Raw genomic sequence first — 22,397 nt, 5'->3', positions numbered from 1 at the left:
CGCGGCGCTCACCCGTAGTCGATCGTGTGCCTGCGGAGGGTGTCGGCAATCGGGTGACGGGTGCCCGGTCCGTGGCGGCGCCGCACACCCTGACCTGGGCAGAAACGCGTCGAGGCGTCATTGTCAGTGGCTGGGTGCAGACTGAGCGGTACCTGAGACAACGTCGTCCGAAAGGTGTCAGTCATGGCTGACGTCCTGCTCACCGTTGGTACGCGCAAGGGCCTGTTCGTCGGGCGCCGCACACACGGCGTCTGGCAGTTCGACGAGGGTCCGTACTTCAACGCCCAGGCGATCTACTCGATCGCGATCGACACCCGCACACCGAATCCACGCCTCCTCGTCGGCGGCGACAGCGCCCACTGGGGGCCTTCGGTGTTCCACTCCGACGACCTCGGCCGGACGTGGACCGAGCCGAAGAAGGCCGCCGTCAAGTTCCCCAAGGACACCGGGGCCTCGCTGGAGCGGGTGTGGCAGCTGCACCCGGCTGCGGCCGAGCCGGGCGTGGTGTACGCGGGCACGGAACCGGCGGCGCTGTACCGCTCCGAGGACAGGGGCGAGTCCTTCGAGCTGGTCAGGCCCCTGTGGGAGCATCCGTCCCGCTCGCAGTGGCAGCCCGGGGGCGGCGGCGAGGGCCTGCACACGATCCTCACCGACGCCCGTGATCCGGCCGCCGTGACCGTCGCGGTGTCCACGGCGGGCGTGTTCCGCACGGAGGACGGCGGCGCGAGCTGGCAGCCGTCCAACTCCGGCGTGTCCGCGGTGTTCCTGCCCGACCCGAACCCGGAGTTCGGCCAGTGCGTGCACAAGGTCACCAAGGACGCCGCCGACCCGGACCGCCTGTATCTGCAGAACCACTGGGGGGTGTATCGCAGCGACGACGGCGGCGCCCACTGGACGGACATCGGCGAGGGCCTGCCCTCCGACTTCGGCTTCGCGGCGGTCGCCCACCCGCACCGCGGCGACACGGCGTACGTCTTCCCGATCACCGCGGACGCCGACCGGGTCCCGGCCGACCGGCGCTGTCGCGTCTACCGCACGGCGGACGCGGGCAAGAGCTGGGAGCCGCTCAGCGCGGGCCTGCCGCAGGGCGACCACTTCGGCGTGGTGCTGCGGGACGCCATGTGCACGGACGGCGCCGACCCGGCGGGCCTGTACTTCGGCAACCGCAACGGCGAGGTGTACGCCTCCGCGGACGACGGGGACTCCTGGCAGGAGCTGGCCTCGCACCTGCCGGACGTGCTGTGCGTCCGCGCGGCGGTCGTCGGGTGATCCGGGCCGCGGCGGCCTCCGCCGAGCGGACCGCGGCGCCCTTCCCCGTGCGAGCGGCGGCGGGCCGCTCCGCGAGCTTCGGCCATCAGTTGATCGCCGCCGCGTGTACGGCAGTAGAGTGACGCTCCGTGGCATCACGACCCTTGCATGAAATCGTCGAAGCCGGCTGGGCCAAGGCCCTGGAGCCGGTGGCCGAACAGATCGCCTCCATGGGGGACTTCCTGCGCGCGGAGATCGCCGCGGGACGTACGTACCTCCCTTCGGGACCGAATGTGCTGCGCGCCTTCCAGCAGCCGTTCGACGAGGTGCGCGTCCTGATCGTCGGCCAGGATCCCTACCCCACGCCCGGGCACGCGGTGGGCCTGTCCTTCTCGGTGGCGCCCGACGTCAGACCGCTGCCCGGCAGCCTCATCAACATCTACCGCGAGCTGCACAGCGACCTGGGCCTGCCCCAGCCGTCCAACGGCGACCTCACGCCCTGGACCCAGCAGGGCGTGCTGCTCCTCAACAGGGCGCTCACGACGGCCCCGCGCAAGCCCGCCGCGCATCGCGGCAAGGGCTGGGAGGAGGTCACCGAGCAGGCGATCCGGGCGCTCGCGGCGCGCGGCCGTCCGCTGGTGTCGATCCTGTGGGGCCGGGACGCCCGCAACCTGCGGCCGCTGCTCGGCCAGTTGCCGTCGGTGGAGTCCTCGCACCCCTCGCCGATGTCGGCGGACCGCGGCTTCTTCGGTTCGCGTCCGTTCAGCCGCGCCAATGACCTCCTGGAGCGGCAGGGCGCACAGCCGGTGGACTGGCGGCTGCCGTGACCGAGCCCGCGGTCGTGCTCGGCGTCGACTCCGGCGGCTCGGGGCTGCGCGCCGTCCTCGGCGTGCCCGACGGGCTGAGCGCGCCGGCTCCGGTGCGCTCCGCGGAGCCGGTGCGCACGGGCCCTCGTGGGATCGACGCCGCGCACCTGCGGGAGCAACTGGAGCCCATGGTGCGGCAGTTGCTGGCCGCTGCGGGTGGTGGGCGGCTCGTCGCCGTCGCCGTCGGCGCCGCCGGGATGGCGACGCTCGGCGACGATCTGCGGGACCGGCTGCCGTCCGCGCTCGCGGAGTTGTTCGGGGTGCGGCGCGTGGCCCTCGCCGCCGACGCCGTCACCGCCTACGCGGGCGCGCTCGGCCAGCGGCCCGGCGCCGTCGTCGCCGCGGGCACCGGCCTCATCGGCCTGGGCACGGATCTGACGGCGTGGCGGCGGGCCGACGGCTGGGGGCATCTGCTCGGCGACTGCGGCAGCGGCGCGTGGATCGGCCGGGCCGGGCTCGAGGCGGCGATGCGGGACTTCGACGGGCGCCGGGGCGGGTCGGCCGCGCTGCGCGCCCGCGCGGAGGAGGTGTTCGGCAGTCCGCTGTCGGGGCTTCCGGGGCAGTTGTATCCGCGCCCGGACCGGCCCGCCGTGCTCGCCGCGTTCGCGCCCGAGGTGGGGCGGTGCGCGGCGGACGGCGACCCGGTGGCCGTGCGGGTGCTGCGGGAGGCGGCCGGACACATCGCGGACGCGGCGGCAGCGGCCTGCCCCACGGACGGGCCCTGCGAAGTCGCCCTCACCGGCGGCCTGCTCAAGCTCGGCGACGTACTCCTCGACCCGCTGGAGGCACAACTGACGGAGCGTCTCCCGCACGCCCGCCGCGTCGCCGCCGCGGGCGCTCCCCTCGACGGTGCCGTCCGCATCGCGGCCGACCTCGCGGCCGACACCCTCAAGCTCCCTCGCGACCCGCACCTGTTGTACGTCGCGGAGTGACACCACTTGTACGTCGCCGAGTGACACCACCGCCGCCGCGCACGCAGTCGTACGCGCCGTAACGCGCCGCGTACGTCACGCAGTCGCACGCCCCCGGACGGCACTCGGCCGCCCGCGCCGCGCGTTCGACGGGCCGCACAGCGTCCGGGCAGCACCGTCCACGGAATCCTCGCACCCCGCACGCCGTCCCCAAACCCTCCTACTGGCCCACGCTCCCCAACTCACCCGACAAAGCGGACTAATACCACTGACCTGCACCCTCCCCGAACAGGGAAACCCCTCAAGCCAGTAGCATGCGGCGCCATGAGCTCCCCCACTGGGCCCGCATCCGGCCTGCCCGTACGAATGCCGCGCCCCCGTCAGCCGGGCCGGCACCGCCGCCCGGAGCCCGTCGCGGCTCCCGAGGGCGCACCCGCACTCGTCCTCGCCGTGCCGGGCGTCCCCAGCGCCGCCACCCGCGGCATCGCCGAGGAAGTCGTCTCCATCGCGCGCTCCGAGCTGCCCGGTCTCGACGCCAGAATCGGTTACGTCGACGGGACGGACGCCGACGCCGGCCCGTCGGCCGAGTTCCCCACGCTGCAGGCCGTGCTCGCGCACACCGCCGCCGAGCGCACCGCCCGCTACGAGCAGGCGCTGGCCGCCGGCGTCGAGGACGCCCGCCGCCCCGAGGGTCCCGTCGCCGTCGTGGTGCCCCTGCTCGCGGGCCCCGACAACGCGCTGATGCGCCGCATCCGACAGGCCGTCATGGACAGCCGCGCCGCCGCCGAGCTGACCGACGTCCTCGGCCCGCACCCGCTGCTCGCCGAGGGCCTGCACGTGCGGCTCTCCGAGGCGGGCCTGGCCCGCGCCGACCGGGCCCGGCTGTTCACGGTCGCTACCGCGGCGGACGGCATCGTCCTCGCCACGGTGGGCGGTGAGGAGGCCGTGCAGGCCGCCGGGATCACCGGCATGCTGCTCGCGGCGCGCCTCGCGGTGCCGGTGATGGCCGCCGCCCTGGACGAGGAGGGCTCGGTCGCGGCGATCACGGACCAGCTGCGCGGCTCCGGCTCGGCCCAGCTGGCCCTCGCTCCGTACCTGATCGGCCCGGAGGTCGACGCGAGCCTCCTGGACGCGGCCGCCAAGGAGGCGGGATGCGCCGTCGCCGAGCCGCTCGGCGCGTACCCCGCGATCGGCAAGCTGGCCCTGTCCAAGTACACGACGGCGCTGGGCATCACCCCGCAGCAGCCGTCGGGCGCGCCGGTGCACTGACACGCGGTTCGCCTCAGCGCAGCACGCGGCACGGCACGACGTCGATGGGCCCGCCCCCGAGTTCGGGGGCGGGCCCATCGACGTGTGCGGGCCGGAGCGGCCGGTGCCGGGGCGCTCAGCCGAAGACGACGCAGCTCGCCGCGGGCACGTCGATCGCGCCCGCGCGGCGCGGCAGACCCGTCTCGGTGTCCAGAGCGAACCAGGTGACGTCCCCGGAGTGCTCGTTGGCGGCGTACAGAAAGCGTCCTGAGGGGTCAATGGCCAGGTCACGGGGCCAGGCGCCACCGCAGGCGACAGAGGCCGTCAGACGGGCGCCGGTGCCCTCGGCGTCGAGCGCGAACACCGAGATGACGTCCTCGCCGCGGGTCGCGGTCCACAGGAAGCGGCCGTCGGGCGCGACGACGACCTCCGAGGGGTAGGCGTCGCCGTCGGGTTCGGTGGTCAGCACGGGGGTCTCGGCGAGCGGGCCGAGCGTGCCGTCGGCCGGGTTCCAGGAGCACACGGTGAGGGTCGGCGTGAGTTCGTTGAGGACGTAGGCGACGCGGCCGCCGGGGTGGAAGGCCAGGTGCCGTGGCCCGGTGCCGGGGCGCAGCGCGACCTCGTGGCGCGGGGCGAGCCCGGTGGGGCCCGGCGCGCAGACCCGCACCGAGTCGGTGCCGAGGTCGACGCTGAGCACCCAGCGGCCGCTCGGGTCGGGCAGGACCTGGTGGGCGTGCGGGCCCTCCTGGCGCTCCGGGTCGGGCCCCGAGCCCTTGTGCTCCAGAAAGCCCGCCGGGGCGGAGGCGAGGCTTCCGTCGGCGCCCACGGGCACGCTGGTGACGCTGCCGGAGCCGTAGTTGGCGGTGTGGACGTGGCCGTCGTGGACGGCGAGGTGGGTGGGGCCCGCGCCCCGCACGGGCACGGGCGTGCCGACGGGCCGGACGGCGTCCCCCTCCGTGCGGAAGGCGGCGACGGCGCCGTCGGGGGTCTCGTTCACGGCGTAGAGAGTGGCGCCGTCCGGTGACAACGCCAGGTACGAGGGATCGGGCACGGCGTCCGTCACGCCGAGCACGGCCAGCGCGCCGGTGTCGGCGTCGAACGCCGCGGTGACGATGCCCGGCCCTCCCGCCTGCGTAAAGGACCCGATGTACGCCCGCTGCGCCTGCCCACCACCCACTGCATGCCCCTCTCGGCTCGCCCCGGGACACCGCGTCGGGGCGGCGTCCATGGGGGGACGCTAGCAGTTGGTCTGGACCAGTGGGAGGTGTGTCGATCTGTGGGGCAGGCGTCGTTGTCTAGGGAGGCGGCCAACGCAGGGCGGGCGCTGTGATCGCCGAAGGCAGACACGACGACCGTCAAGGCGCCGGGACCGAGACCCACCCGCGGCAGGCGCCCTGACCAGGCAGCCGCCAGCACCCGGGCAGCCCCGCGACAGACCCCGAAACCATCCGGCCGCCGCCACCCCGGCCGACCACACATCCAGGCCACAACCGACGAGGAGCGGGTGTCGTGACCGGCGAGGGACCGCCACTGGGACCGCCCCTCGGACCCCTACCGGGACCATCCAGGAGCAGCCCACAGCGACCGCCCCGAGGACAGACACCCCCGGACGAGCAGCGCACGCCCCGCCCGGCCAAGGCTGAAGGTCGAGGTCGAGGTCGAGGTCGAGGTCGAGGTCGAGGCCAGCCTCACCGGCAGCAACCAGACCCTCAACCGCCGCCAGGCCCCCTCACGCCCCGATCAACGGCGTACGAGGCGAACTGCGCACCGGCGTCGCCAGTTCCAGCAGTGCCCGCTCCACGCCGTGCAGATGGGCCAGGGCCGGTTCGAGGGCTCCCGCGTGCTTCGTGGCGGGCGGGGCGGCGGGGGCCGTGAGGGCCTCCTCCGAGGCGATGAGGGCCTCGACGGCCGCCTCGACCCGCGCGCAGGCCGCGGCGAGCCGGTCGTCGCAGGAGGCCTCCGGGTCGGTGGCGATGGCCGTGAGGCTGCGGACCTGGTCGGCGCACTCGTCCAGGAGGGCGATGACCTGGCGTGCGCGGACGCGGCGGGCGCGCAGCGGGCTGAGGGGGTGCACCAGTGGGGCGAGCGAGAGCCGCACCCGGCCGAGGATCACTTCGAGGTCGGCGATGTGCGGGGCCGGGTCGGCCGTGGCCGAGCCGGACAGGCGGGCCGCGGCCTCCCGGGTGCAGGCGTGCACGGTGCGGACGGCGCGCTCGATCCAGGCGTTGGTCGTGGCGTGCGTGGTGATGGGCAGGACGAGCAGCACGGCGAGCACCGCGCCGAGTGCCCCGGCCCCGGTCTCCAGGAGCCGCAGGGCGAGCAGCCCCGGGTCGAGGACGCCGAGCAGGCCGTAGAGGCCGCCCGCCATCACGGTCACGGCCAGCATCATCCAGGTGTACGAGACGGCGGCCGTGTAGAAGATCCCGAAGACGCAGATGGCGACGATCACGGCGGTCGGAACGAGGGCGCCGTGCAGCGGCAGGACGGCGACGACGCCCACGGCGATGCCGATCAGCGTGCCGAGCACCCGGCGGAAGCCCCGGACCAGCGTCTCGCCGCGCGACACCGTGTTCACGAAGATCCACCAGGTGGCGCCGATGGCCCAGTACCAGCGGTCCCCGGACAGCGCGTGGCCGATGACGAGTGCGACGCCACCGCCGAGGGTGGCCTGGACGGCCTGGCGGGTGGTGGCGCGCGCGAGCCCCCGGCGTACCGCGAGGGTCGGCACCGCGGCGGGCGGGAGCCGCCGTTCGTAGCACCACAGGCCGAAGCGGACGGTGGACGAGGCGAGCAGGGCGATGCCGATGGCCTGGTACAGGTCGGGCAGTTGCGGGAGCTCGGTGTGCAGGAACTGCGCGGCGAAGAAGGTCATGAACGCGAAGACGCCGAGCGAGTGGCCGCGCGGCCCCCACCGGCGGGCGTACACCCCGGCGCCCATGACGGCCAAAAACGCGAGGTCGCGCAGCACCGGGTAGTCGTGCAGGAGGGCGGCGAGGGCAAGGACGGGGAAGCCCACGGCGGGCAGCAGCGCGGTGGTGACGGCCTGACCGCGCACCGTCGTGTCGGTGACGGTGAACAGGGCGAGGAGTGCGGCCAGACCGGCGATGATGGCCGCGACGAGCGTGTGCCCGACGAGGGCGCAGACGGTGACCGCCAGGGAGATGCCGAGGACGGCCCGGGTCGCGAAGCGCAGCCTCAGCCGCCCCGGATCCGGTGCCACGAACATCGACCTCAGCACAGCTTTGCCCACCCCTCGACGGTCCCGGCGGTCGCGGCGCGCGGCCACTGCGGGCCCGGCACGTCTCGCGGCCCGGATGACAGGGACCGCGCGCGACATCAATGACATGAATAAGGCGCCGCGGAATCCCGCAGCGCCATCGACGGATCCATCTCATCATTCGGGGGCCCGGTGGCTCAACCGGGGCAGTCGCGACTGGGCCATTGGCCCAGTCGGGGGCCCGCAGGGTGGTGCGTCGGCGGGCCAACGGGCCACACCGACGCCGCCTGCGGGCTTACGCGCCGCGATGCTCTCAGGTGCCGGGCTTGCGGCCGTAGACGAAGACGTCGTCGCCCTTGCGCAGCGTGTTCCAGTACTTGGTGGCATCCTTCTTCGTCATGTTCACGCACCCGTGCGAGCCGGGCGGGGACCAGACGCTGATGCCGACCGAGTGGAAGGCCTGACCGCCGTCGAAGAACTGGCTGTAGGGCATCGGCACGTGGTAAATGCTCGAAATGTGGTCGATGTCCCGCCAGTAGATCTTCTTCAGGCCGGTGCGGGTCTCGTGTCCGTTGCGTCCGGTGCGCACCGGCACCGGCCCGTACTTGAGGGTCTTGCCGTCCTGGATCCAGCTGAGCTGCCGGGTCAGGTCGACGCAGGCGATCCGGCCCTTGTTGACCGGGCACTTGCCCGCCTTGTTCGGGTTGTTGCCCGCGGCCTTCTGCTTGTTCATCAGGCTCATGACGCCCCAGGTCACGGAGCCCGCGTAGCCCGCGTTGGGGCTGATGCCGTGCTTGGTCTGGAAGGCTTTGATGGCCTTGCAGTCGGCGCTCGACTGCCTGCCGTCCACCGGACGGCCCAGGAACTTCTCGACCTGCTTCTGGTACGGCCCGGCCTGCGCCGAGCACGACGCGGCCTGTGCGGTGGTGCTCCCCAGGGCCACCGTGAGCGGGGCCACCAGCGCGGTGATCCCCAGGGCGACGACGGCTCGTCTGTGTATGTCCCCCACTGCGGTCCACTCCTCGTTCGTCTTCGTACGCGCCATACGTGTGCGTTGCGCGTTTTCCGACAGCTAGACCGTGGAAGGGGCCGACTCGTTGCAGGGGGAAGTGAAACAGGTACGTAACAGCGCGGCGGATCCGCGCCCAGGTCCGCGCACCGGCCCCCGCGGCGGTCCAACGGTCGGCGACGCGCGGGGCCCGCCGTGCCATTGGTACGGTCACGGTGATCGACTCGCACACCGGGAGGCCCACGCACCATGGCCGTCGACGAACTCGACACCCGCATCCTGCGGCTCCTCCTGGAGCAGCCGCGCACGAGCGTGCGGGAGTACGCGCGCGTCCTCGGCATCGCCCGCGGCACCCTGCAGGCGCGCCTCGACCGGCTCGAACGCGAGGGCGTCATCACCGGCACCGGACCGAAGCTCTCCCCCGCCGCCCTCGGCCACCCGGTGCTCGCGTTCGTGCACATCGAGGTCACCCAGGGGCGCCTCGACGAGGTCGGCGACGCGCTCGCGGCCATCCCGGAGATCATCGAGGCGTTCTCGATGACCGGCGGCGGCGATCTCCTGACCCGGGTGGTGGCGCGCGACAACGGACACCTGGAGGACGTCGTCCAGCGTCTGATCCAGCTGCCGGGCGTGGTCCGTACGCGTACGGAGATGGCACTGCGCGAGCGCGTGCCGCACCGGCTCCTGCCGCTGGTGGAGTCGGTGGGCAGGCTTGCCGCGACGGACAAGTGAGCACCGCCGCCGCGAGCCGGATCACCGCCTTGGCATGCTGGGACACATGAGCGCCCTGAACCACACCTCGGTCATCTTCGATCTCGACGGCACCCTCGTGGACAGCGAGCCGAACTATTTCGAAGCGGGTCGTCAGTTGCTCGCCGCGCACGGCGTCACCGGCTTCACCTGGGCCGACCACGAGAGGTACGTCGGCATCTCCACCCGCGAGACCCTCGCCGACTGGCGGGAGCGGTACGGCCTGACCGCGCCGCTCGCCGAATTGCTCGCGGAGAAGAACCACCGCTATCTGGAGCTGGCCCGCGCCTCCACGCAGGTGTATCCGCAGATGCGCGCGTTCGTGGAGCGGCTGTCCGACGCCGGGGTGCCGATGGCGGTGGCGTCGGGGTCCTCGCGCGCCGCCATCGAGGCGATCCTCGCGGGCACCGGCCTGGACGCCCATCTCAAGACGCTCGTCTCGGCGGACGAGGTCGCCCACGGCAAGCCCGCACCCGATGTGTTCCTCGCGGCGGCCGCCCTGCTCGGCGCCGAACCCGCCGACTGCGTGGTCCTTGAGGACGCCGCTCCGGGCGCGCTCGCCGCCAGGGCCGCGGGCATGCGCTGCGTGGCGATCCCCTACGTCGCCGCGCAGGCCGACGACCCGGCGTTCGCGGCGGCGGACCTGCTGCTGCGCGGCGGCCAGGCGGAGTTCACAGCGCGGGCCGCACTTGATTGGCTCGCGGTCGAGCCGGGTACCCGCTGAGCGGCGCGGCCCCTGACACGCACGCGTGCGGGCGCCCGCGCAGGCACCGCAGCACCCCCGAAGGAACGGAGGCAGGACCGTGAGCGAGCAGAAGCCCCCCTCGGCCGGTACGGACGGCCCGCCCGTGCCGCGGGACCTGCCCGACCAGCAGGCCACGGACCAGCGGGACCCCTGGGAACCGGAGGACGACGCGGCCCACAGCGGTGACGCGCCGGACGCCGACGACGATGTGCCCGACACGGACGAGGCCGGGACCGGCAGGCGCGGCGCCCCGCACGCGCACGGCCCGGGGCCCGACCGGCCGGTGCCGGACGAGCCCTCGGGCTGAGGTGCCACGGACACGACTCCAGGCGCGGACACCACTCCAGGACGGGCGGACCCGCCCCGGTCGGTGTCACAGGAGATGCGGCAGCCCCAGGTTGTTGATCAGCGGGCCCTCGATGGTGACGCCCTCGGTGATCAGGGACTCCGCGGCGGGCAGCGGCGGCAGCGGGCTCGGCGCGGGGTTCGCCGCCGCGGGAGCCGCAGCGGGAGCCGCCGTGACGGCGACGGCGGGTGTGGCGAGCGCGGTCATCGCGGCGAGCGCTCCGGCTACGAGGACGACGGAACGGCGCATGGAACCACCTTGTTTCTCTTGGGTGTTGGCCCTCCGGGACGCGTCCCGAAGATCCTGGGCGCCGACATGGCTGCCCTCGCCGACCTGCTGATATGCCGGATGTCCCTCGTACGGGCGGCGGCAGCGCGGACACCGTGCGCGCCGCCCGCACGAGGGACCACAGGCCCGGCTAGCCCACTGTGAGTTCCGTGATGCCCGGGTGCTCCTTGGCCTGCGCCGCACCGCGCACCGTCACCCGCACATAACGCGCGAGCCGCGCCTTGTCCGTACTCTGTGCGCTCTCTGCGCCCTCTGCGGCTTCCGTGCCCGACGTGCCCTGCACGCCGTGCCAGTGGTGGCCGTCCAAGGAGACCTCGATGTCGTACGACACGGGCTTCACGCCGGTCCATGTCGGCGTGACCTTCTTGACGCGCACCGGCTCGCCGAGGTCCGCGGTCAGGGTGCCGGTCTTCTCGGCCGGGACCCAGGCGGTGGCGGTGTTGCCGTCGACCGCGGCGCCCGCGTACATGCCGGGCTCCTCCGACGACGCCTTGGCGGGGGTGCAGCGGGCCGCGTTGCCCGTGGGCGCGAGGTCGGGGCGGCGGGTCTTGAGGACGGCGGGGGCGCCCTCGCTGACGACCTGCTTGCCCTGCGGCGTGTCCAGGGTCATCGGCGCGCCGGAGGTGAGCCGCACCGTGGTGTGGTGGGCGCCGAGTTCGACGTCGTACGTACGGCCCTGCCAGGTCAGTCCGCGCAGGGTGACGCCGTCGGCGAGCTGCGGGGGCAGCATCGGGTCGAGGTGCAGCCGGTCCTCCCGCATCCGCATGCCGGTCAGGCCGTTGGTGAAGATCTGCAGGAAGCCGCCCTTGCCGGTGAGGAAGTCGTGCGCGGGCGAGCCCGCCAGCGGGTCCTCCGCGCCCGCCTTGTCGCCGCGCGCCTCCGAGAACTGCGCGAACGGTCCACGTACGAACGGCTTGATGGAACGGTCCAGATAGGTGTACGTGGAACAGCCCGGCTCACCGATCCCGGCGGCGTCGATGGCGTGCACCGAGTCCGTCATGGCCGGGCCGTCCGGGTCGGTGCGCTGCGCGTAGTAGTCGAGCGTGGCGGCCGCGGCGCCGTCGGCCATGGGCCACTCCAGGGGGTACATCAGGAGCACCGTGTCGGCCTGCTTGATCTTGCTGCCCTTGTAGCCGTCGTACTGCTCGAAGACCTTGCGTTCCTTGTCGTACGGGATCCGGATCCGGTCGGCGATCGACGTCCACTCGGCGGGGGCGCGCTCGCCGAGGAGCTTCGCGGCGCGGGTGGCGTGGCGCAGGGCGGTGACGGCGCCCGCGTTGGTGAACACCGCGTCGTCGACGCCGTTGCTGTACTCGTCGGGTCCCGCGGTGTCCTTGATGGAGTAGCTGCCGTCGCTGTTGCGGTGGACGCGGCCCGCCCAGAACTCGGCGATGCCCTTCATGACGGGCCAGCCGCGCGTCCGCAGCCACTTGGTGTCCTTGGTGGCCAGGTAGTACTGCCAGGTGGCCAGGGAGATGTCGGACTGGAGGTGGATCTGGGTGCGGCAGTGCGGCGGGTCCACGCTGTGGCACTCCTTGGCCAGGTTGCCCGAACTGCCGCTGTTCCAGGGGTAGAAGAGCCCTTCGTAGCCGAGCTTGCGGGCGTTGTCGCGGGCTCCGGCGCGGGTGCGGTAGCGGTAGTCGACGACGGACTTGGCGAGGTCGGGGCGGGTGGCGAGGAGCCCCGGGTACATCCACGTCTCGGCGTCCCAGAAGACGAGTCCCGCGTAGTTGTCACTGGTCAGTCCGGCCGGGGCGATGCTGTTCGCCGCGCCTTTCCGTGTGCTGGACAGCAGCCCGTACTGCGCGGAGCGCACCCATGTCTGGAGCTCCCGCTGGCGCCCGGCCACCTCGATGTCGCTGCGCCACAGCCGCGCCCAGGCGGCGGTGTGGGAGCGCAGCAGGGCGTCCCAACCGCGCTCGGCGGCGCGCCGCGAGGCCGCGGTGGCGTCCTCGCGCGGGGCACGCGAGGTCAGCGCGGTGTCGACGCCCACGAACTTGGTGAGTTCGTACGACTCTCCGCTGCGGACCGGCAGGGTGAGGGACTGCCGGTTCGTCAGCTTCGCCGCCCGTCCCGCCCGGCGCTCCCGGGCGTCGTGCACGCCGTGCCCGGTGCGCAGCGTGGAGGCGACGGCGCCCTTGACCTTGGTGCCGTCGGTGCGGAAGGCGACGTCCATGGTCGGCCCGGAGCGCCCGTGCCGCTCGCCGCCGGTGCGGTCGCCGCCGCCGGTCTGCTGCACGCGCCGCGCGCCGCGGCCGTCGAGGACGTCGGTGACGGTGGCCTCGCCGCTCCAGTGCGGGCGCATCTTCAACCGTACGGCGCCCACATGCGGGTTGGCGCGGTCGGCGAGGACCTCGTACGTGAGGTCGGTGCGGCGGCCGTCCGCGGCCGTCCAGGTGAGGGTGGTGGTGACGAGGCCGCAGTGCATGCTGAGGCTCTGCCGGTAGGCGGAGATGCGGCCGGGTGCCGTCGAAGAGTTGAAGGTGTCGGAGCCCTTGCCGCCGGTGGTGACGGTGAGCGGGGTCCAGGTGGGCAGCGCGGCGACGGCCTGCCGGTTCTCGGCGGTCCGCTTGTTGTGCGCGTACAGGCCGGACACGAAGGAGCCGTCGTAGCGCGGGGTGAACAGGGGCCAGCCGGTCTTGGCCTCGCTGTCCGCGTAGCCGGCGCCGTTGGGCGGCACGCGCTGTCCCAGGTAGCCGTTGCCGACGAAGGCGTGGTGGTTGTCCTTGGGGTCGACGCGGGTGGAGTCGAGCGTCCAGCCGTCGCCCTGGCGGCAGTCGGTGGCGGTGCGCGAGGCGGGGGCGGCGTCGGCGTGGGAGGGGGCCGTCGGCGGGACCGCGGCGACGAGCACTCCGGCGAGCAGCGCCGCGGACAGTCCGACGGCATTCGGCCGCGATACGAGGGAGTACGTCATTGTTCTCCGTCATGGTGAGGTGAGGGTCCACGGACCATAAATTTCATGAACGAGTCACGTCAATAACTTCGGCATGACGCATCAAGTCCTGAACACGGAGCGTGGAAAACCCGCCACGCGCAGCCGATCTGCCGCACCGACCGCAGACGAGAACGGCGCCCGCGGCACAACACCTCTCCAACTTCTCCACGGCACGGGTAAATTGACCTTGCCGCCCGCAGCGGGCGTGTTTCTACGGGGTGGGTGGGGTGGAGCAGGGGATGCGCGGCGCAGTCCTGGACGGGCGGTACACGCTCACGGAGCGAATAGGCGCGGGCGGCATGGGGGCGGTCTGGCGGGCCCGGGACGCCCGGCTCGACCGGGAGGTGGCCGTCAAACTGCTCGGCCTTCCGGCGGACACGTCGGCGCCGGACCGCGAGCGCATGCTGGCGCTGTTCGTGCGGGAGGCGCGGGCCGCGGCGGCGCTCGACAGCACGTACATCGTGCCGGTCTTCGACCACGGCTCGGAGGGCGACATCCCCTATCTGGTGATGCCGCTCCTGAACGGACGTACGGTGACCGACCTGCTCAGGAGCGGCAAGGGGCTCTCACCGCAACGGGTCGCCGACATCGCGGCGCAGGTGTGCCGGGCGCTCGCCGTGGCGCACCGGGCGGGCATCGTGCACCGGGACATCAAGCCCGCCAATGTGATGGTCACCGACGAGGGCACCGTGAAGGTCCTCGACTTCGGCATCGCCAAGTTCCTGGACGCGGCGACGGGGGCCGGCGGCTATCTCACCCGCACCTCCGACTCCCCCATCGGCACGCTGCACTACATGGCCCCGGAGCGGTTCGCGCACCGTGAGACCGACGGCCGCACCGATGTGTACTCGCTGGGCTGCATGGTCCACGAAATGCTCACCGGCGCCCCGCCGTTCGACGCCCCGTCGGCGGCCGCGCTGATGCACTGCCATGTGTACGAGACCCCGGAGCGGCCCTCCCTGCGGCGCCCGGGGCTCGCGCCCGCGTGGGACGACCTGGTGGGCCGGATGCTGGCGAAGGCGCCCGCCGACCGGCCGGACGCCGAGCAGACGCGGAGCGAGCTGGAGGCACGGGCGAAGGAGGCATCCGTCGGCCTCACGAAGGCCGCACCGGCCGCCCAGGCTCCCGGCGCTCCCGCCCCGGGCACACCGACACCCCCGGCGTCGACGCCCACCCCGCCCGCTCCTGCCAACCCGGCGCCCGCCACTCCGACCCCCTTCGGGGCGGCGCCCGCGGCACAGGCCCCTCTTCCGGGCCAGAACGGACACCCCGTCGACTCCGGCCCCCAGTCCGTCCCCACCTCCTACCCCCTCCCCCCGCCCAGACCGACCGCGCCGCCCCCGCAGTGGCCCGCCCCGGTCGCCCCGCTCGCCCACCAGGGTCCGGCGCCCGGCGGACGGCCGTGGTGGCGCAACTGGTGGGTCCCCGGCGGTGCGGCCGTGGCCGTCGCCGCGCTCGTCGCGACGCTCGCCATCACCAACCCGTTCGACGGGGCGAAGGACGACTCGGGCACGGGGACGTCCGGGGGCACGTCGGACCGCCCCAAGCCCGGCCCCGAGGGCGACACCGTGGCGGAGCGGGCCAAGACCGAGACGCTGGTCCTGGGCACGGCGGACGACTCCGAGGGCCCGGCGCCCGCCGTCGCGGGGGCCCGCAAGGGCGGCAAGGTCACCGTCCTGGAGCCCTCCGACCTCACCACCGTCGACCCCGGCAAGATGTGGTCCGGCACCGACAGGATCGTGTCCCGTCTGGTCCACCGCAGCCTGACGGGTCTCAAGACGCTGCCCGACGGCAGGGTCAAGCTCGTCGGAGACCTGGCCACCGACGGCGGCCGCGTCTCGTCGGGCGGCCGGACCTGGACGTTCACGCTCAAGCCCGGACTGACGTACAACGACGGGACTCCGGTCGTGGCCAAGGACTTCGTGAACGCCGTCGAGCGCACGCTCGACCCGTCCTTCGCGATCGGCGACCGGACCCTGCGCAGCTGGCTGCTCGGCCCCAAGAGGGCGGACGGCATCACCGGCGAGCGCACCCTGCCGCCGGGCACCATCGAGACGCCCGACGACCGCACCGTCGTCTTCCACCTGGAGAGCGCCCGGCCGGACTTCAACGTCGCGCTCGCGGGTCCGAGCGCCGCACCGGTGCCCGACCGGGTGAAGGACACCTCGACGGGCTCGCCGACGGTGCCGTCCACCGGCCCGTACGAGGTGAGCACCTTCACCGGCGCGAAGGACGTCGTCCTGAGCCGCAACTCCGAGTGGAGGGCGGACAGCGACCCGCTGCGGACCGCCTACCCGGACAGCTACCACATCGAGGGCGGACTCTCCGTGGAGGACATCAAGTCCCGTACGGTGGGGGCGGGTTCGGGCGAGGCGATCATGTCGTTCACCGGTTCCCTCGGCAAGGACGGGCTCGGCAAGGCCCCCGGCGGCGCGGGGCGCCTGTCCGCGCCGTCGCCCTTCATCCACGCGTACCAGATCAACACCCGCCGGGTGAAGGACATCAAGGTCCGCAAGGCCATCGCCACGGCGCTGCCCGCCGGGGACGTCCTCGCGGCCAGCGGCGAGGACGGCACGGTCCATCACAACCTGCTGCCGCCCGGCGTGCGCGGCGCCCGCCCCTTCGACCTGTACGGGGCCGGGGAGCGCGGCGACCCGGCCAAGGCCCGCGCGCTGCTCAAGGACGCGGACGAGAGCGGGTTCAAGCTGACCCTCGGCCACGCGGACGCCACGGACGCCGAGCGGGCCCAGGTGATCAAGACGGCGCTCGACCGGGCCGGTTTCCGGGTCAAGCTGCAGAAGGACGACACGGCGGACTACTACAAGAACGCGGGCAGGGGAGAGTACGACCTGTTCCGGCTTCCCGTGGGCGCCGGAATGCCCGTCGGCTCCGCGACCCTGCCGGAGTACTTCGACGGCAAGTACACCTACCCCACCTCGTCGAACTACTCGCGTCTGAAGAACTCTGCCGTCGACTCGGCCATCGACGCGGCCGGTTCGGCGCAGTCGCTCAGCGCCGCGGGCGACCTGTGGTCGACGGTCGACCGCCGGGTGATGGAGCAGGCCGCGGCCGTGCCGGTGTACGTGCCGATGCGCACGTTTCTGTACTCCAAGGCGCTGCACGGGCTCCAGATCGACCTCGACGGCGTGTCGCCGCTCAACGCGTACGTGCGCTGAGCGGCGGCCTGCCCCGAGTGCGGCGCCCGTGGACAGGCGCCGCGCTCCGTCCCGGCTCTAGCGGTGGGTGAACTGCGGCTTGCGCTTCTCCGTGAAGGCGGTCATGCCCTCCTTCTGGTCCGCCGTCGCGAACACCGCGTGGAACAGCCGCCGTTCGAAGCGGACGCCTTCGGTGAGGGTCGTCTCGAAGGAGCGGTTGACCGACTCCTTGGCCATCATGGCGACCGGCAGGGACATGCCCGCCACGGTCTCCGCGACGGTCAGCGCCTCGGCGAGGAGGTCGTCGGCCGGGACGACCCGGGAGACGAGTCCGGCGCGCTCGGCCTCATCTGCGTCCATCGTGCGGCCGGTCAGACACAGCTCCATGGCCTTGGCCTTGCCGACGGCGCGGGTCAGGCGCTGCGAGCCGCCGATGCCGGGGATGACGCCCAGCTTGATCTCCGGCTGGCCGAAGACGGCCGTGTCGGCGGCGAGCAGGATGTCGCAGAGCATGGCCAGCTCACAGCCGCCGCCGAGGGCGTAGCCGGAGACGGCGGCGAGCGTCGGGGTGCGCACCTGGCCGAGCCGGTCCCAGGCGGTGAACCAGTCGCTCAGGTACATGTCCAGGTAGTTCTGCGGGCTCATCTCCTTGATGTCGGCGCCCGCGGCGAACGCCTTCGCGGAGCCGGTCAGGACGATGCAGCCAACCTCCGGGTCCCGGTCGAGGGCCTCGGCCGCGGCGACGACCTCCCGCATCACCTGGAGGTTCAGGGCGTTGAGGGCCTTGGGGCGGTTCAGGGTGAGCAGGGCCACCCTGCCCTTGCGTTCCACGAGGATCGTCTCGTACGAGTCCGTGGCGGCCGTGGAATCCGTGGTGGCCGTGGGGTCGGTCATGATCGCTGGTTCCTCTTGTCGTCGGCGAGTTGCTGTCCGGAGCGTTCCCTGATGGCCCGGACGATCCCGGAGAAGTCCTCGGCCGCTCCCCCGCCCTCGGCGAAGGCCGCGTACAGCTCGGCGGCGCGCAGGCCGAGTTCGGCGTCGACGCCGCCCGCGCGCACGGCGTTCGCGGCGAGGCCGAGGTCCTTGGCCATCAGGGGCGCGGCGAATCCCGGGCGGTAGTCGCGGTTGGCGGGCGAGCCCGGGACCGGCCCCGGCACCGGGCAGTTGACGCTCAGGGCCCAGCACTGGCCGGACGCGGTGGACGCCACGTCGTACAGCGCCTGGTGGGAGAGGCCGAGGCTCTCGCCGAGGACGAAAGCCTCGCTCACGGCGATCATCGAGACGCCGAGGATCATGTTGTTGCAGATCTTCGCGGCCTGTCCCGCGCCCGCCGCGCCGCAGTGCACGGCCTTCTTGCCCATCGCGGCGAGCAGCGGCTCGGCCCGCGCGAAGGCGGCCTCCGCACCGCCGACCATGAACGTGAGGGTGCCCGCCTCGGCGCCCATGACGCCACCGGAGACGGGGGCGTCCACGGCCAGGTGCCCGGCGGCGACGGCCGCTTCGTGGGCGGCCCGCGCGTCGGCGACGTCGATCGTGGAGCAGTCGACGAAGAGGGTGCCGGGCCGGGCGGCCGCGAGCAGCCCCTCGTCCTGGTAGAGGGCGAGGACGTGGCGGCCCGCGGGCAGCATCGTGAGCACGATGTCCGCGTCGGCGGCGGCCGCCACGGCCGAGGGTGCGGCCTCGACGCCCGCGGCGACGGCGGCGTCCACGGCGTCCGGGACCAGGTCGTGGCCGACGACCCGGTATCCGGCCTTGACGAGGTTGGCGGCCATCGGGCCGCCCATGTGGCCGAGGCCGACGAAGGCGATGACGGGGCTCACCAGGGCACCTCCTGCGGGGAGCGGTCGGCGGCGAGGGCGAGTTCGCGCGTGCCGAGCGGGGCGAAGTAGCGGGCCACGTCGTCGTCGGTGACGTCGGCGAGGGTGGCCGGGGACCAGTGCGGGTCACGGTCCTTGTCGACGACCTGGGCGCGGATGCCCTCCACCAGGTCGGCGGAGGCGAGGGCCGCGCACGACACCCGGTACTCCTGCTCCAGGACCCGCTCCAGCGGGCCGAGCTGCCGGGCCCGGCGCAGCGAGGAGAGCGTGACCTTCAGGGCGGTCGGCGACTTGGTGTGCAGGGTCTCGGCGGCCTCCTTGGCGGCCTGCGCGCCGTGGTTCTGCAGCCGGTCGACGATCTCCTCGACGCCGTGCGCCGGGTAGCAGGCGTCGATCCACTCGCGCTGGTCGGCGAGGACGCCGGGCGGTGCTTCGGCGACGTACCGGGTGAGGACCTCGCGCACCGGATCGGACGCGAGGTCCGCGACGAGGCGCGGCAGCAGGTCGGAGGGGACGAAGTGGTCGGCGAGCCCGCACAGGAGCGCGTCGCGGGCGCCCAGCTGCTGGCCGGTCAGGGCCAGATGGGTGCCGAGCTCGCCGGGGGCGAGGCCGAGCAGATAGGTGCCGCCGACGTCGGGGACGAAGCCGATGCCCGTCTCGGGCATGGCGATCCGGGAGCGCTCGGTGACGACGCGGACGCCGCCGTGCGCGGAGACGCCGACGCCGCCGCCCATGACGATGCCGTCCATCACGGCGACGTACGGCTTCGGGTAGCGCGCGATGCGGGCGTTGAGGTGGTACTCGTCGCGCCAGAAGTCCGCGGAGGCGCTGCCGCCGGTGCGGGCGTCTTCGTGGATGGCGCGGATGTCGCCGCCCGCGCACAGGCCGCGCTCCCCCGCGCCGGTGAGCACGACGGTCTCGACGGCCGGGTCGTGCTCCCAGGCGGCGAGGGCCGCGTCGATGCGGCGGACCATGGCGTGGGTGAGGGCGTTCAGGGCCCGGGGCCGGTTGAGGACGATGTACCCGGCGCGGCCCTCGGTGCGCAGCAGCACGGAGTCGTCGGGCTCCGGGGCGGCGGGCTGCCCGGCGGCGGTGGGCGTCATCGCAGCGCCCCCGTCAGACCGCGGGCGACGATCAGGCGCATGATCTCGTTGGTTCCTTCCAGGATGCGGTGGACGCGCAGGTCGCGCACGAGCTTCTCGATGCCGTACTCGGTCAGGTAGCCGTAGCCGCCGTGCAGTTGCAGGGCGCGGTCGGCGACCGAGTGGCCGGTGTCGGTGGCGAACTGCTTGGCCATGGCGCACAGTTGGGGCGCCTGCGGGTCGCCCGCGTCGAGGGCCTGGGCGGCCTGGCGGACCAGGGCGCGGGCCGCGGTCAGCTCGGTCGCCATGTCGGCGAGCTTGAACTGGAGCGCCTGCGCGTCCAGGAGCCGCGCCCCGAACGCCTCGCGGTCGGCGAGGTAGCCGAGGCTGCGGTCGAGGGCGCTGCGGGCGCCGCCGAGCGAGCAGGCGGCGATGCCGAGGCGGCCGCCGTTGAGGCCGTTCATGGCGATGCGGAAGCCGTTGCCCTCGCCGCCGAGCAGCCGGTCCGCGGGCAGCCGCACCCCGTCGAGAATCACCTGCCGGGTGGGCTGGGCGTTCCAGCCCATCTTCTGCTCGTTCGGGCCGAAGGACAGGCCGGGGTCGTCGCGCTCGACGACGAACGCGGAGACGCCGCCCGGACCGCTGTCGCCCGTGCGGGCCATCACGATGTACACGTGCGAGGCACCGGCGCCGGAGATGAACTGCTTGACGCCGGTCAGGACGTAGCTGTCGCCGTCGCGTTCGGCGCGGGTGCTGAGCGCGGCGGCGTCGGAGCCCGCGCCGGGCTCGGTGAGGCAGTAGCTGCCGAGCCAGTCCATGGACGTCAACGACCCGAGCCAGCGGGCGCGCTGGGCCTCGTCGCCGTACCGGTCGATCATCCAGGCGACCATGTTGTGGATGGAGAGATAGCCCGCGATGGACGGGCAGCCGGAGGCGAGGGCCTCGAAGACGAGGACGCCGTCGGCGCGGGTGAGCCCGGAGCCGCCCGCGTCCTCGGCGACGTACATCCCGCCGAGGCCGAGGTCCGCGGCCTTGCGCAGCACCTCCACCGGGAAGTGCTTCTCCTGGTCCCAGGCGAGGGCGTGCGGGGCGAGGTGCTCCTGGGCGAAGTCGAGGGTGGTCTCGACGATGGCGAGCTGGTCCTCGGTGAGCAGTGCGCTGGTCATGGCGGTCACCGCATCGTCGGGATGGTGAAGCTCGCGCCCTCCTTGGCCCCGGAGGGCCAGCGCGAGGTGACGGTCTTGGTGCGGGTGTAGAAGCGGATGGAGTCCGGCCCGTGCTGGTTCAGGTCGCCGAAGCCGGAGCGCTTCCAGCCGCCGAAGGTGTGGTACGCGACGGGGACCGGGATGGGGACGTTGACGCCGACCATGCCGGTGTCGACGCGGCGGGTGAAGTCGCGGGCGGTGTCGCCGTCGCGTGTGAAGAGCGCGACGCCGTTGCCGTAGGGGTGCTCGGTGGGCAGCCGCAGCGCCTCTTCGTAGTCGGCGGCACGTACGACGGACAGGACCGGGCCGAAGATCTCCTCCTGGTAGATCCGCATGTCCGGGGTGACCCGGTCGAAGAGCGAGGCTCCCGCGAAGAAGCCGCCCTCGTGCCCGGCCAGGGTGAAGTCCCGGCCGTCGACGACGAGTTCGGCGCCCTCCTCGACGCCGAGGTCGACGTAGGAGCGGACGCGGTCGAGGGCGTCGCGGCTCACCAGCGGGCCGAAGTCGGCCTCGGGGTCGTCGGAGCGGCCGATGCGCAGCTCGCCGATGCGGTCCTTCAGGCGGGCCACGAGGGCGTCGGCGGTGGCCTCGCCGACCGGCACGGCCACGGAGATCGCCATGCAACGCTCGCCCGCGGAGCCGTAGCCCGCGCCGATCAGCGCGTCCACGGCCTGGTCGAGGTCCGCGTCCGGCATCACGATCATGTGGTTCTTGGCGCCGCCGAAGCACTGGGCGCGCTTGCCGTGGGCGGCGGCGGTGGCGTAGATGTGCGCGGCGATCGGCGTGGAGCCGACGAAGCCGAGCGCCTCGACGCGCGGGTCCTCCAGGAGGGTGTCGACGGCCTCCTTGCCGCCGTTGACGACGTTGAGGATGCCGGGCGGCAGGCCCGCCTCCAGGAAGAGCTCGGCGAGCCGCAGCGGCACGGACGGGTCGCGCTCGGAGGGCTTCAGGATGAAGGCGTTGCCGCAGGCGATGGCAGGGGCGGCCTTCCAGAGGGGGATCATCGCCGGGAAGTTGAACGGCGTGATGCCGGCGACGACGCCGATGGGGCGGCGCAGCGAGTGCACGTCGATGCCGGTCCCGGCGTTGTCGGTGAACTCGCCCTTGAGCAGGTGCGGGATGCCCGCGGCGAACTCCACGACCTCCAGGCCGCGCTGGAGGTCGCCGTGCGCGTCGGCGACGGTCTTGCCGTGCTCGGCCGACAACAGCCGGGCCAGCGCATCGCGTTCGCCCTCGACGATCCGCAGGAACCGCATCAGGACGCGGGCGCGGCGCTGCGGGTTCCACTCGCCCCACTCGCGCTGCGCCTCGGCCGCGTCGGCGATGGCCGCCTCGGTCTCCGCGCGGTTCGCGAGCGGGACGCGGGCCTGTATCTCGCCGGTGTTGGGGTCGTACACGTCGGCGAGCGCGCCCGATGTTCCCGGGATGTGCTTGCCGCCGATGAAGTGGGTCAGTTCACGGACCATGGGAGCCTGCTCTTTCGTCAGGTGGGATCCGGGGACGGGCGCGCCCGACCGGCCGTCGGCGGCGTGCGCGGGCAGGCCGGGGTGACGGACGGGAAGGGGACGCGAACGG

Annotated in this window: 18 protein-coding genes; 8 read left to right on the top strand and 10 right to left on the bottom strand. The window is 73.3% G+C overall.

Annotated features, from left to right (window positions below; all coding sequences use genetic code 11):
* Positions 1 to 183: 183 nt before the first annotated feature.
* The 4 genes from ACZ6AA_RS27610 (at position 184) to ACZ6AA_RS27595 (ending at position 4,294) form a co-directional block, all read left to right on the top strand.
* Positions 184 to 1,269, top strand: a complete 1,086-nt coding sequence (locus tag ACZ6AA_RS27610) for a WD40/YVTN/BNR-like repeat-containing protein (protein ID WP_468456544.1) — start codon at positions 184 to 186, stop codon at positions 1,267 to 1,269.
* A 128-nt stretch (positions 1,270 to 1,397) separates the two neighbouring features.
* A complete protein-coding gene (locus ACZ6AA_RS27605) occupies positions 1,398 to 2,075 on the top strand; it encodes a uracil-DNA glycosylase (protein ID WP_471460627.1) in 678 nt (225 codons plus the stop codon).
* Positions 2,072 to 3,046 (top strand): N-acetylglucosamine kinase, encoded by a 975-nt coding sequence (locus tag ACZ6AA_RS27600; protein WP_471460626.1) that lies wholly within the window; start codon positions 2,072 to 2,074, stop codon positions 3,044 to 3,046. Before ACZ6AA_RS27605 ends, ACZ6AA_RS27600 begins: the two co-directional genes overlap by 4 nt.
* Positions 3,047 to 3,349: 303 nt before the next feature.
* Positions 3,350 to 4,294, top strand: a complete 945-nt coding sequence (locus ACZ6AA_RS27595) for a sirohydrochlorin chelatase (protein WP_468482738.1) — start codon at positions 3,350 to 3,352, stop codon at positions 4,292 to 4,294.
* A gap of 115 nt (positions 4,295 to 4,409) precedes the next feature.
* On the opposite strand, the gene ACZ6AA_RS27590 is transcribed toward ACZ6AA_RS27595, so the two are convergent.
* From ACZ6AA_RS27590 to ACZ6AA_RS27580, 3 genes are all read right to left on the bottom strand, one after another.
* Complete coding sequence (locus ACZ6AA_RS27590) at positions 4,410 to 5,450, bottom strand: lactonase family protein (RefSeq protein WP_471460625.1); 1,041 nt, start codon at positions 5,448 to 5,450, stop codon at positions 4,410 to 4,412.
* A 552-nt stretch (positions 5,451 to 6,002) separates the two neighbouring features.
* A complete protein-coding gene (locus tag ACZ6AA_RS27585) occupies positions 6,003 to 7,511 on the bottom strand; it encodes an FUSC family protein (RefSeq protein ID WP_468456969.1) in 1,509 nt (502 codons plus the stop codon).
* A gap of 292 nt (positions 7,512 to 7,803) precedes the next feature.
* On the bottom strand, positions 7,804 to 8,499 hold the full coding sequence (locus tag ACZ6AA_RS27580) for a L,D-transpeptidase family protein (protein WP_468482737.1): 696 nt from the start codon (positions 8,497 to 8,499) through the stop codon (positions 7,804 to 7,806).
* Between the two features lie 249 nt (positions 8,500 to 8,748).
* Between ACZ6AA_RS27580 and ACZ6AA_RS27575 the strand changes: the two genes are divergently transcribed.
* The 3 genes from ACZ6AA_RS27575 (at position 8,749) to ACZ6AA_RS27565 (ending at position 10,301) form a co-directional block, all read left to right on the top strand.
* Positions 8,749 to 9,231, top strand: a complete 483-nt coding sequence (locus tag ACZ6AA_RS27575) for an Lrp/AsnC family transcriptional regulator (protein WP_468456534.1) — start codon at positions 8,749 to 8,751, stop codon at positions 9,229 to 9,231.
* Positions 9,232 to 9,277: 46 nt separating this feature from the next.
* Positions 9,278 to 9,973: an HAD family hydrolase gene (locus ACZ6AA_RS27570; protein ID WP_471460624.1), complete on the top strand. Its 696-nt coding sequence runs from the start codon at positions 9,278 to 9,280 to the stop codon at positions 9,971 to 9,973.
* Between the two features lie 79 nt (positions 9,974 to 10,052).
* Positions 10,053 to 10,301, top strand: a complete 249-nt coding sequence (locus ACZ6AA_RS27565) for a hypothetical protein (protein WP_468456530.1) — start codon at positions 10,053 to 10,055, stop codon at positions 10,299 to 10,301.
* A 66-nt stretch (positions 10,302 to 10,367) separates the two neighbouring features.
* Here the strand turns inward: ACZ6AA_RS27565 and ACZ6AA_RS27560 are convergent, their stop codons facing one another.
* On the bottom strand, positions 10,368 to 10,589 hold the full coding sequence (locus tag ACZ6AA_RS27560) for a hypothetical protein (RefSeq protein ID WP_468456528.1): 222 nt from the start codon (positions 10,587 to 10,589) through the stop codon (positions 10,368 to 10,370).
* A gap of 169 nt (positions 10,590 to 10,758) precedes the next feature.
* On the bottom strand, positions 10,759 to 13,542 hold the full coding sequence (locus ACZ6AA_RS27555; protein ID WP_471460623.1) for a discoidin domain-containing protein: 2,784 nt from the start codon (positions 13,540 to 13,542) through the stop codon (positions 10,759 to 10,761).
* Between the two features lie 260 nt (positions 13,543 to 13,802).
* On the opposite strand from ACZ6AA_RS27555, the gene ACZ6AA_RS27550 reads away from it, so the two are divergent.
* The gene (locus ACZ6AA_RS27550) at positions 13,803 to 16,739 is read left to right on the top strand and encodes an ABC transporter substrate-binding protein (protein ID WP_471460622.1); all 2,937 of its coding nucleotides are present in this window, start codon (positions 13,803 to 13,805) and stop codon (positions 16,737 to 16,739) included.
* Between the two features lie 57 nt (positions 16,740 to 16,796).
* Here the strand turns inward: ACZ6AA_RS27550 and ACZ6AA_RS27545 are convergent, their stop codons facing one another.
* Genes ACZ6AA_RS27545 through ACZ6AA_RS27525 form a run of 5 tightly spaced genes read right to left on the bottom strand, consistent with a single transcriptional unit; the run spans position 16,797 to position 22,288 of the window.
* Positions 16,797 to 17,612 carry an enoyl-CoA hydratase gene (locus ACZ6AA_RS27545; RefSeq protein WP_468456523.1) on the bottom strand — a complete coding sequence of 272 codons (816 nt, stop codon included), beginning with the start codon at positions 17,610 to 17,612 and terminating at the stop codon, positions 16,797 to 16,799.
* The gene (mmsB, locus tag ACZ6AA_RS27540) at positions 17,609 to 18,502 is read right to left on the bottom strand and encodes a 3-hydroxyisobutyrate dehydrogenase (RefSeq protein WP_471460671.1); all 894 of its coding nucleotides are present in this window, start codon (positions 18,500 to 18,502) and stop codon (positions 17,609 to 17,611) included. Before mmsB ends, ACZ6AA_RS27545 begins: the two co-directional genes overlap by 4 nt.
* A 32-nt stretch (positions 18,503 to 18,534) precedes the next feature.
* Positions 18,535 to 19,638: an enoyl-CoA hydratase/isomerase family protein gene (locus tag ACZ6AA_RS27535; protein ID WP_471460621.1), complete on the bottom strand. Its 1,104-nt coding sequence runs from the start codon at positions 19,636 to 19,638 to the stop codon at positions 18,535 to 18,537.
* Positions 19,635 to 20,783: an acyl-CoA dehydrogenase family protein gene (locus tag ACZ6AA_RS27530; RefSeq protein WP_471460620.1), complete on the bottom strand. Its 1,149-nt coding sequence runs from the start codon at positions 20,781 to 20,783 to the stop codon at positions 19,635 to 19,637. The genes ACZ6AA_RS27535 and ACZ6AA_RS27530 overlap by 4 nt, the downstream gene beginning before the upstream one ends.
* Before the next feature lie 5 nt (positions 20,784 to 20,788).
* Entirely contained in the window at positions 20,789 to 22,288 is a 1,500-nt protein-coding gene (locus ACZ6AA_RS27525) for a CoA-acylating methylmalonate-semialdehyde dehydrogenase (RefSeq protein ID WP_468456518.1), read from the bottom strand.
* Positions 22,289 to 22,397: the final 109 nt, after the last annotated feature.

Source organism: Streptomyces sp. NPDC040610, assembly GCF_055594065.1.
This window is presented reverse-complemented; position numbering and strand designations above follow the sequence as displayed.

Coding starts and splice junctions, on each gene's coding strand:
- ACZ6AA_RS27610 (WP_468456544.1), top strand. CDS start 184: ATGGCTGACGTCCTGCTCACCGTTGGTACGCGCAAGGGCCTGTTCGTC.
- ACZ6AA_RS27595 (WP_468482738.1), top strand. CDS start 3,350: ATGAGCTCCCCCACTGGGCCCGCATCCGGCCTGCCCGTACGAATGCCG.
- ACZ6AA_RS27575 (WP_468456534.1), top strand. CDS start 8,749: ATGGCCGTCGACGAACTCGACACCCGCATCCTGCGGCTCCTCCTGGAG.
- ACZ6AA_RS27570 (WP_471460624.1), top strand. CDS start 9,278: ATGAGCGCCCTGAACCACACCTCGGTCATCTTCGATCTCGACGGCACC.
- ACZ6AA_RS27560 (WP_468456528.1), bottom strand. CDS start 10,589: ATGCGCCGTTCCGTCGTCCTCGTAGCCGGAGCGCTCGCCGCGATGACC.
- ACZ6AA_RS27555 (WP_471460623.1), bottom strand. CDS start 13,542: ATGACGTACTCCCTCGTATCGCGGCCGAATGCCGTCGGACTGTCCGCG.
- ACZ6AA_RS27550 (WP_471460622.1), top strand. CDS start 13,803: ATGCGCGGCGCAGTCCTGGACGGGCGGTACACGCTCACGGAGCGAATA.
- ACZ6AA_RS27545 (WP_468456523.1), bottom strand. CDS start 17,612: ATGACCGACCCCACGGCCACCACGGATTCCACGGCCGCCACGGACTCG.
- mmsB (WP_471460671.1), bottom strand. CDS start 18,502: ATGGGCGGCCCGATGGCCGCCAACCTCGTCAAGGCCGGATACCGGGTC.
- ACZ6AA_RS27535 (WP_471460621.1), bottom strand. CDS start 19,638: ATGACGCCCACCGCCGCCGGGCAGCCCGCCGCCCCGGAGCCCGACGAC.
- ACZ6AA_RS27530 (WP_471460620.1), bottom strand. CDS start 20,783: ATGACCAGCGCACTGCTCACCGAGGACCAGCTCGCCATCGTCGAGACC.
- ACZ6AA_RS27525 (WP_468456518.1), bottom strand. CDS start 22,288: ATGGTCCGTGAACTGACCCACTTCATCGGCGGCAAGCACATCCCGGGA.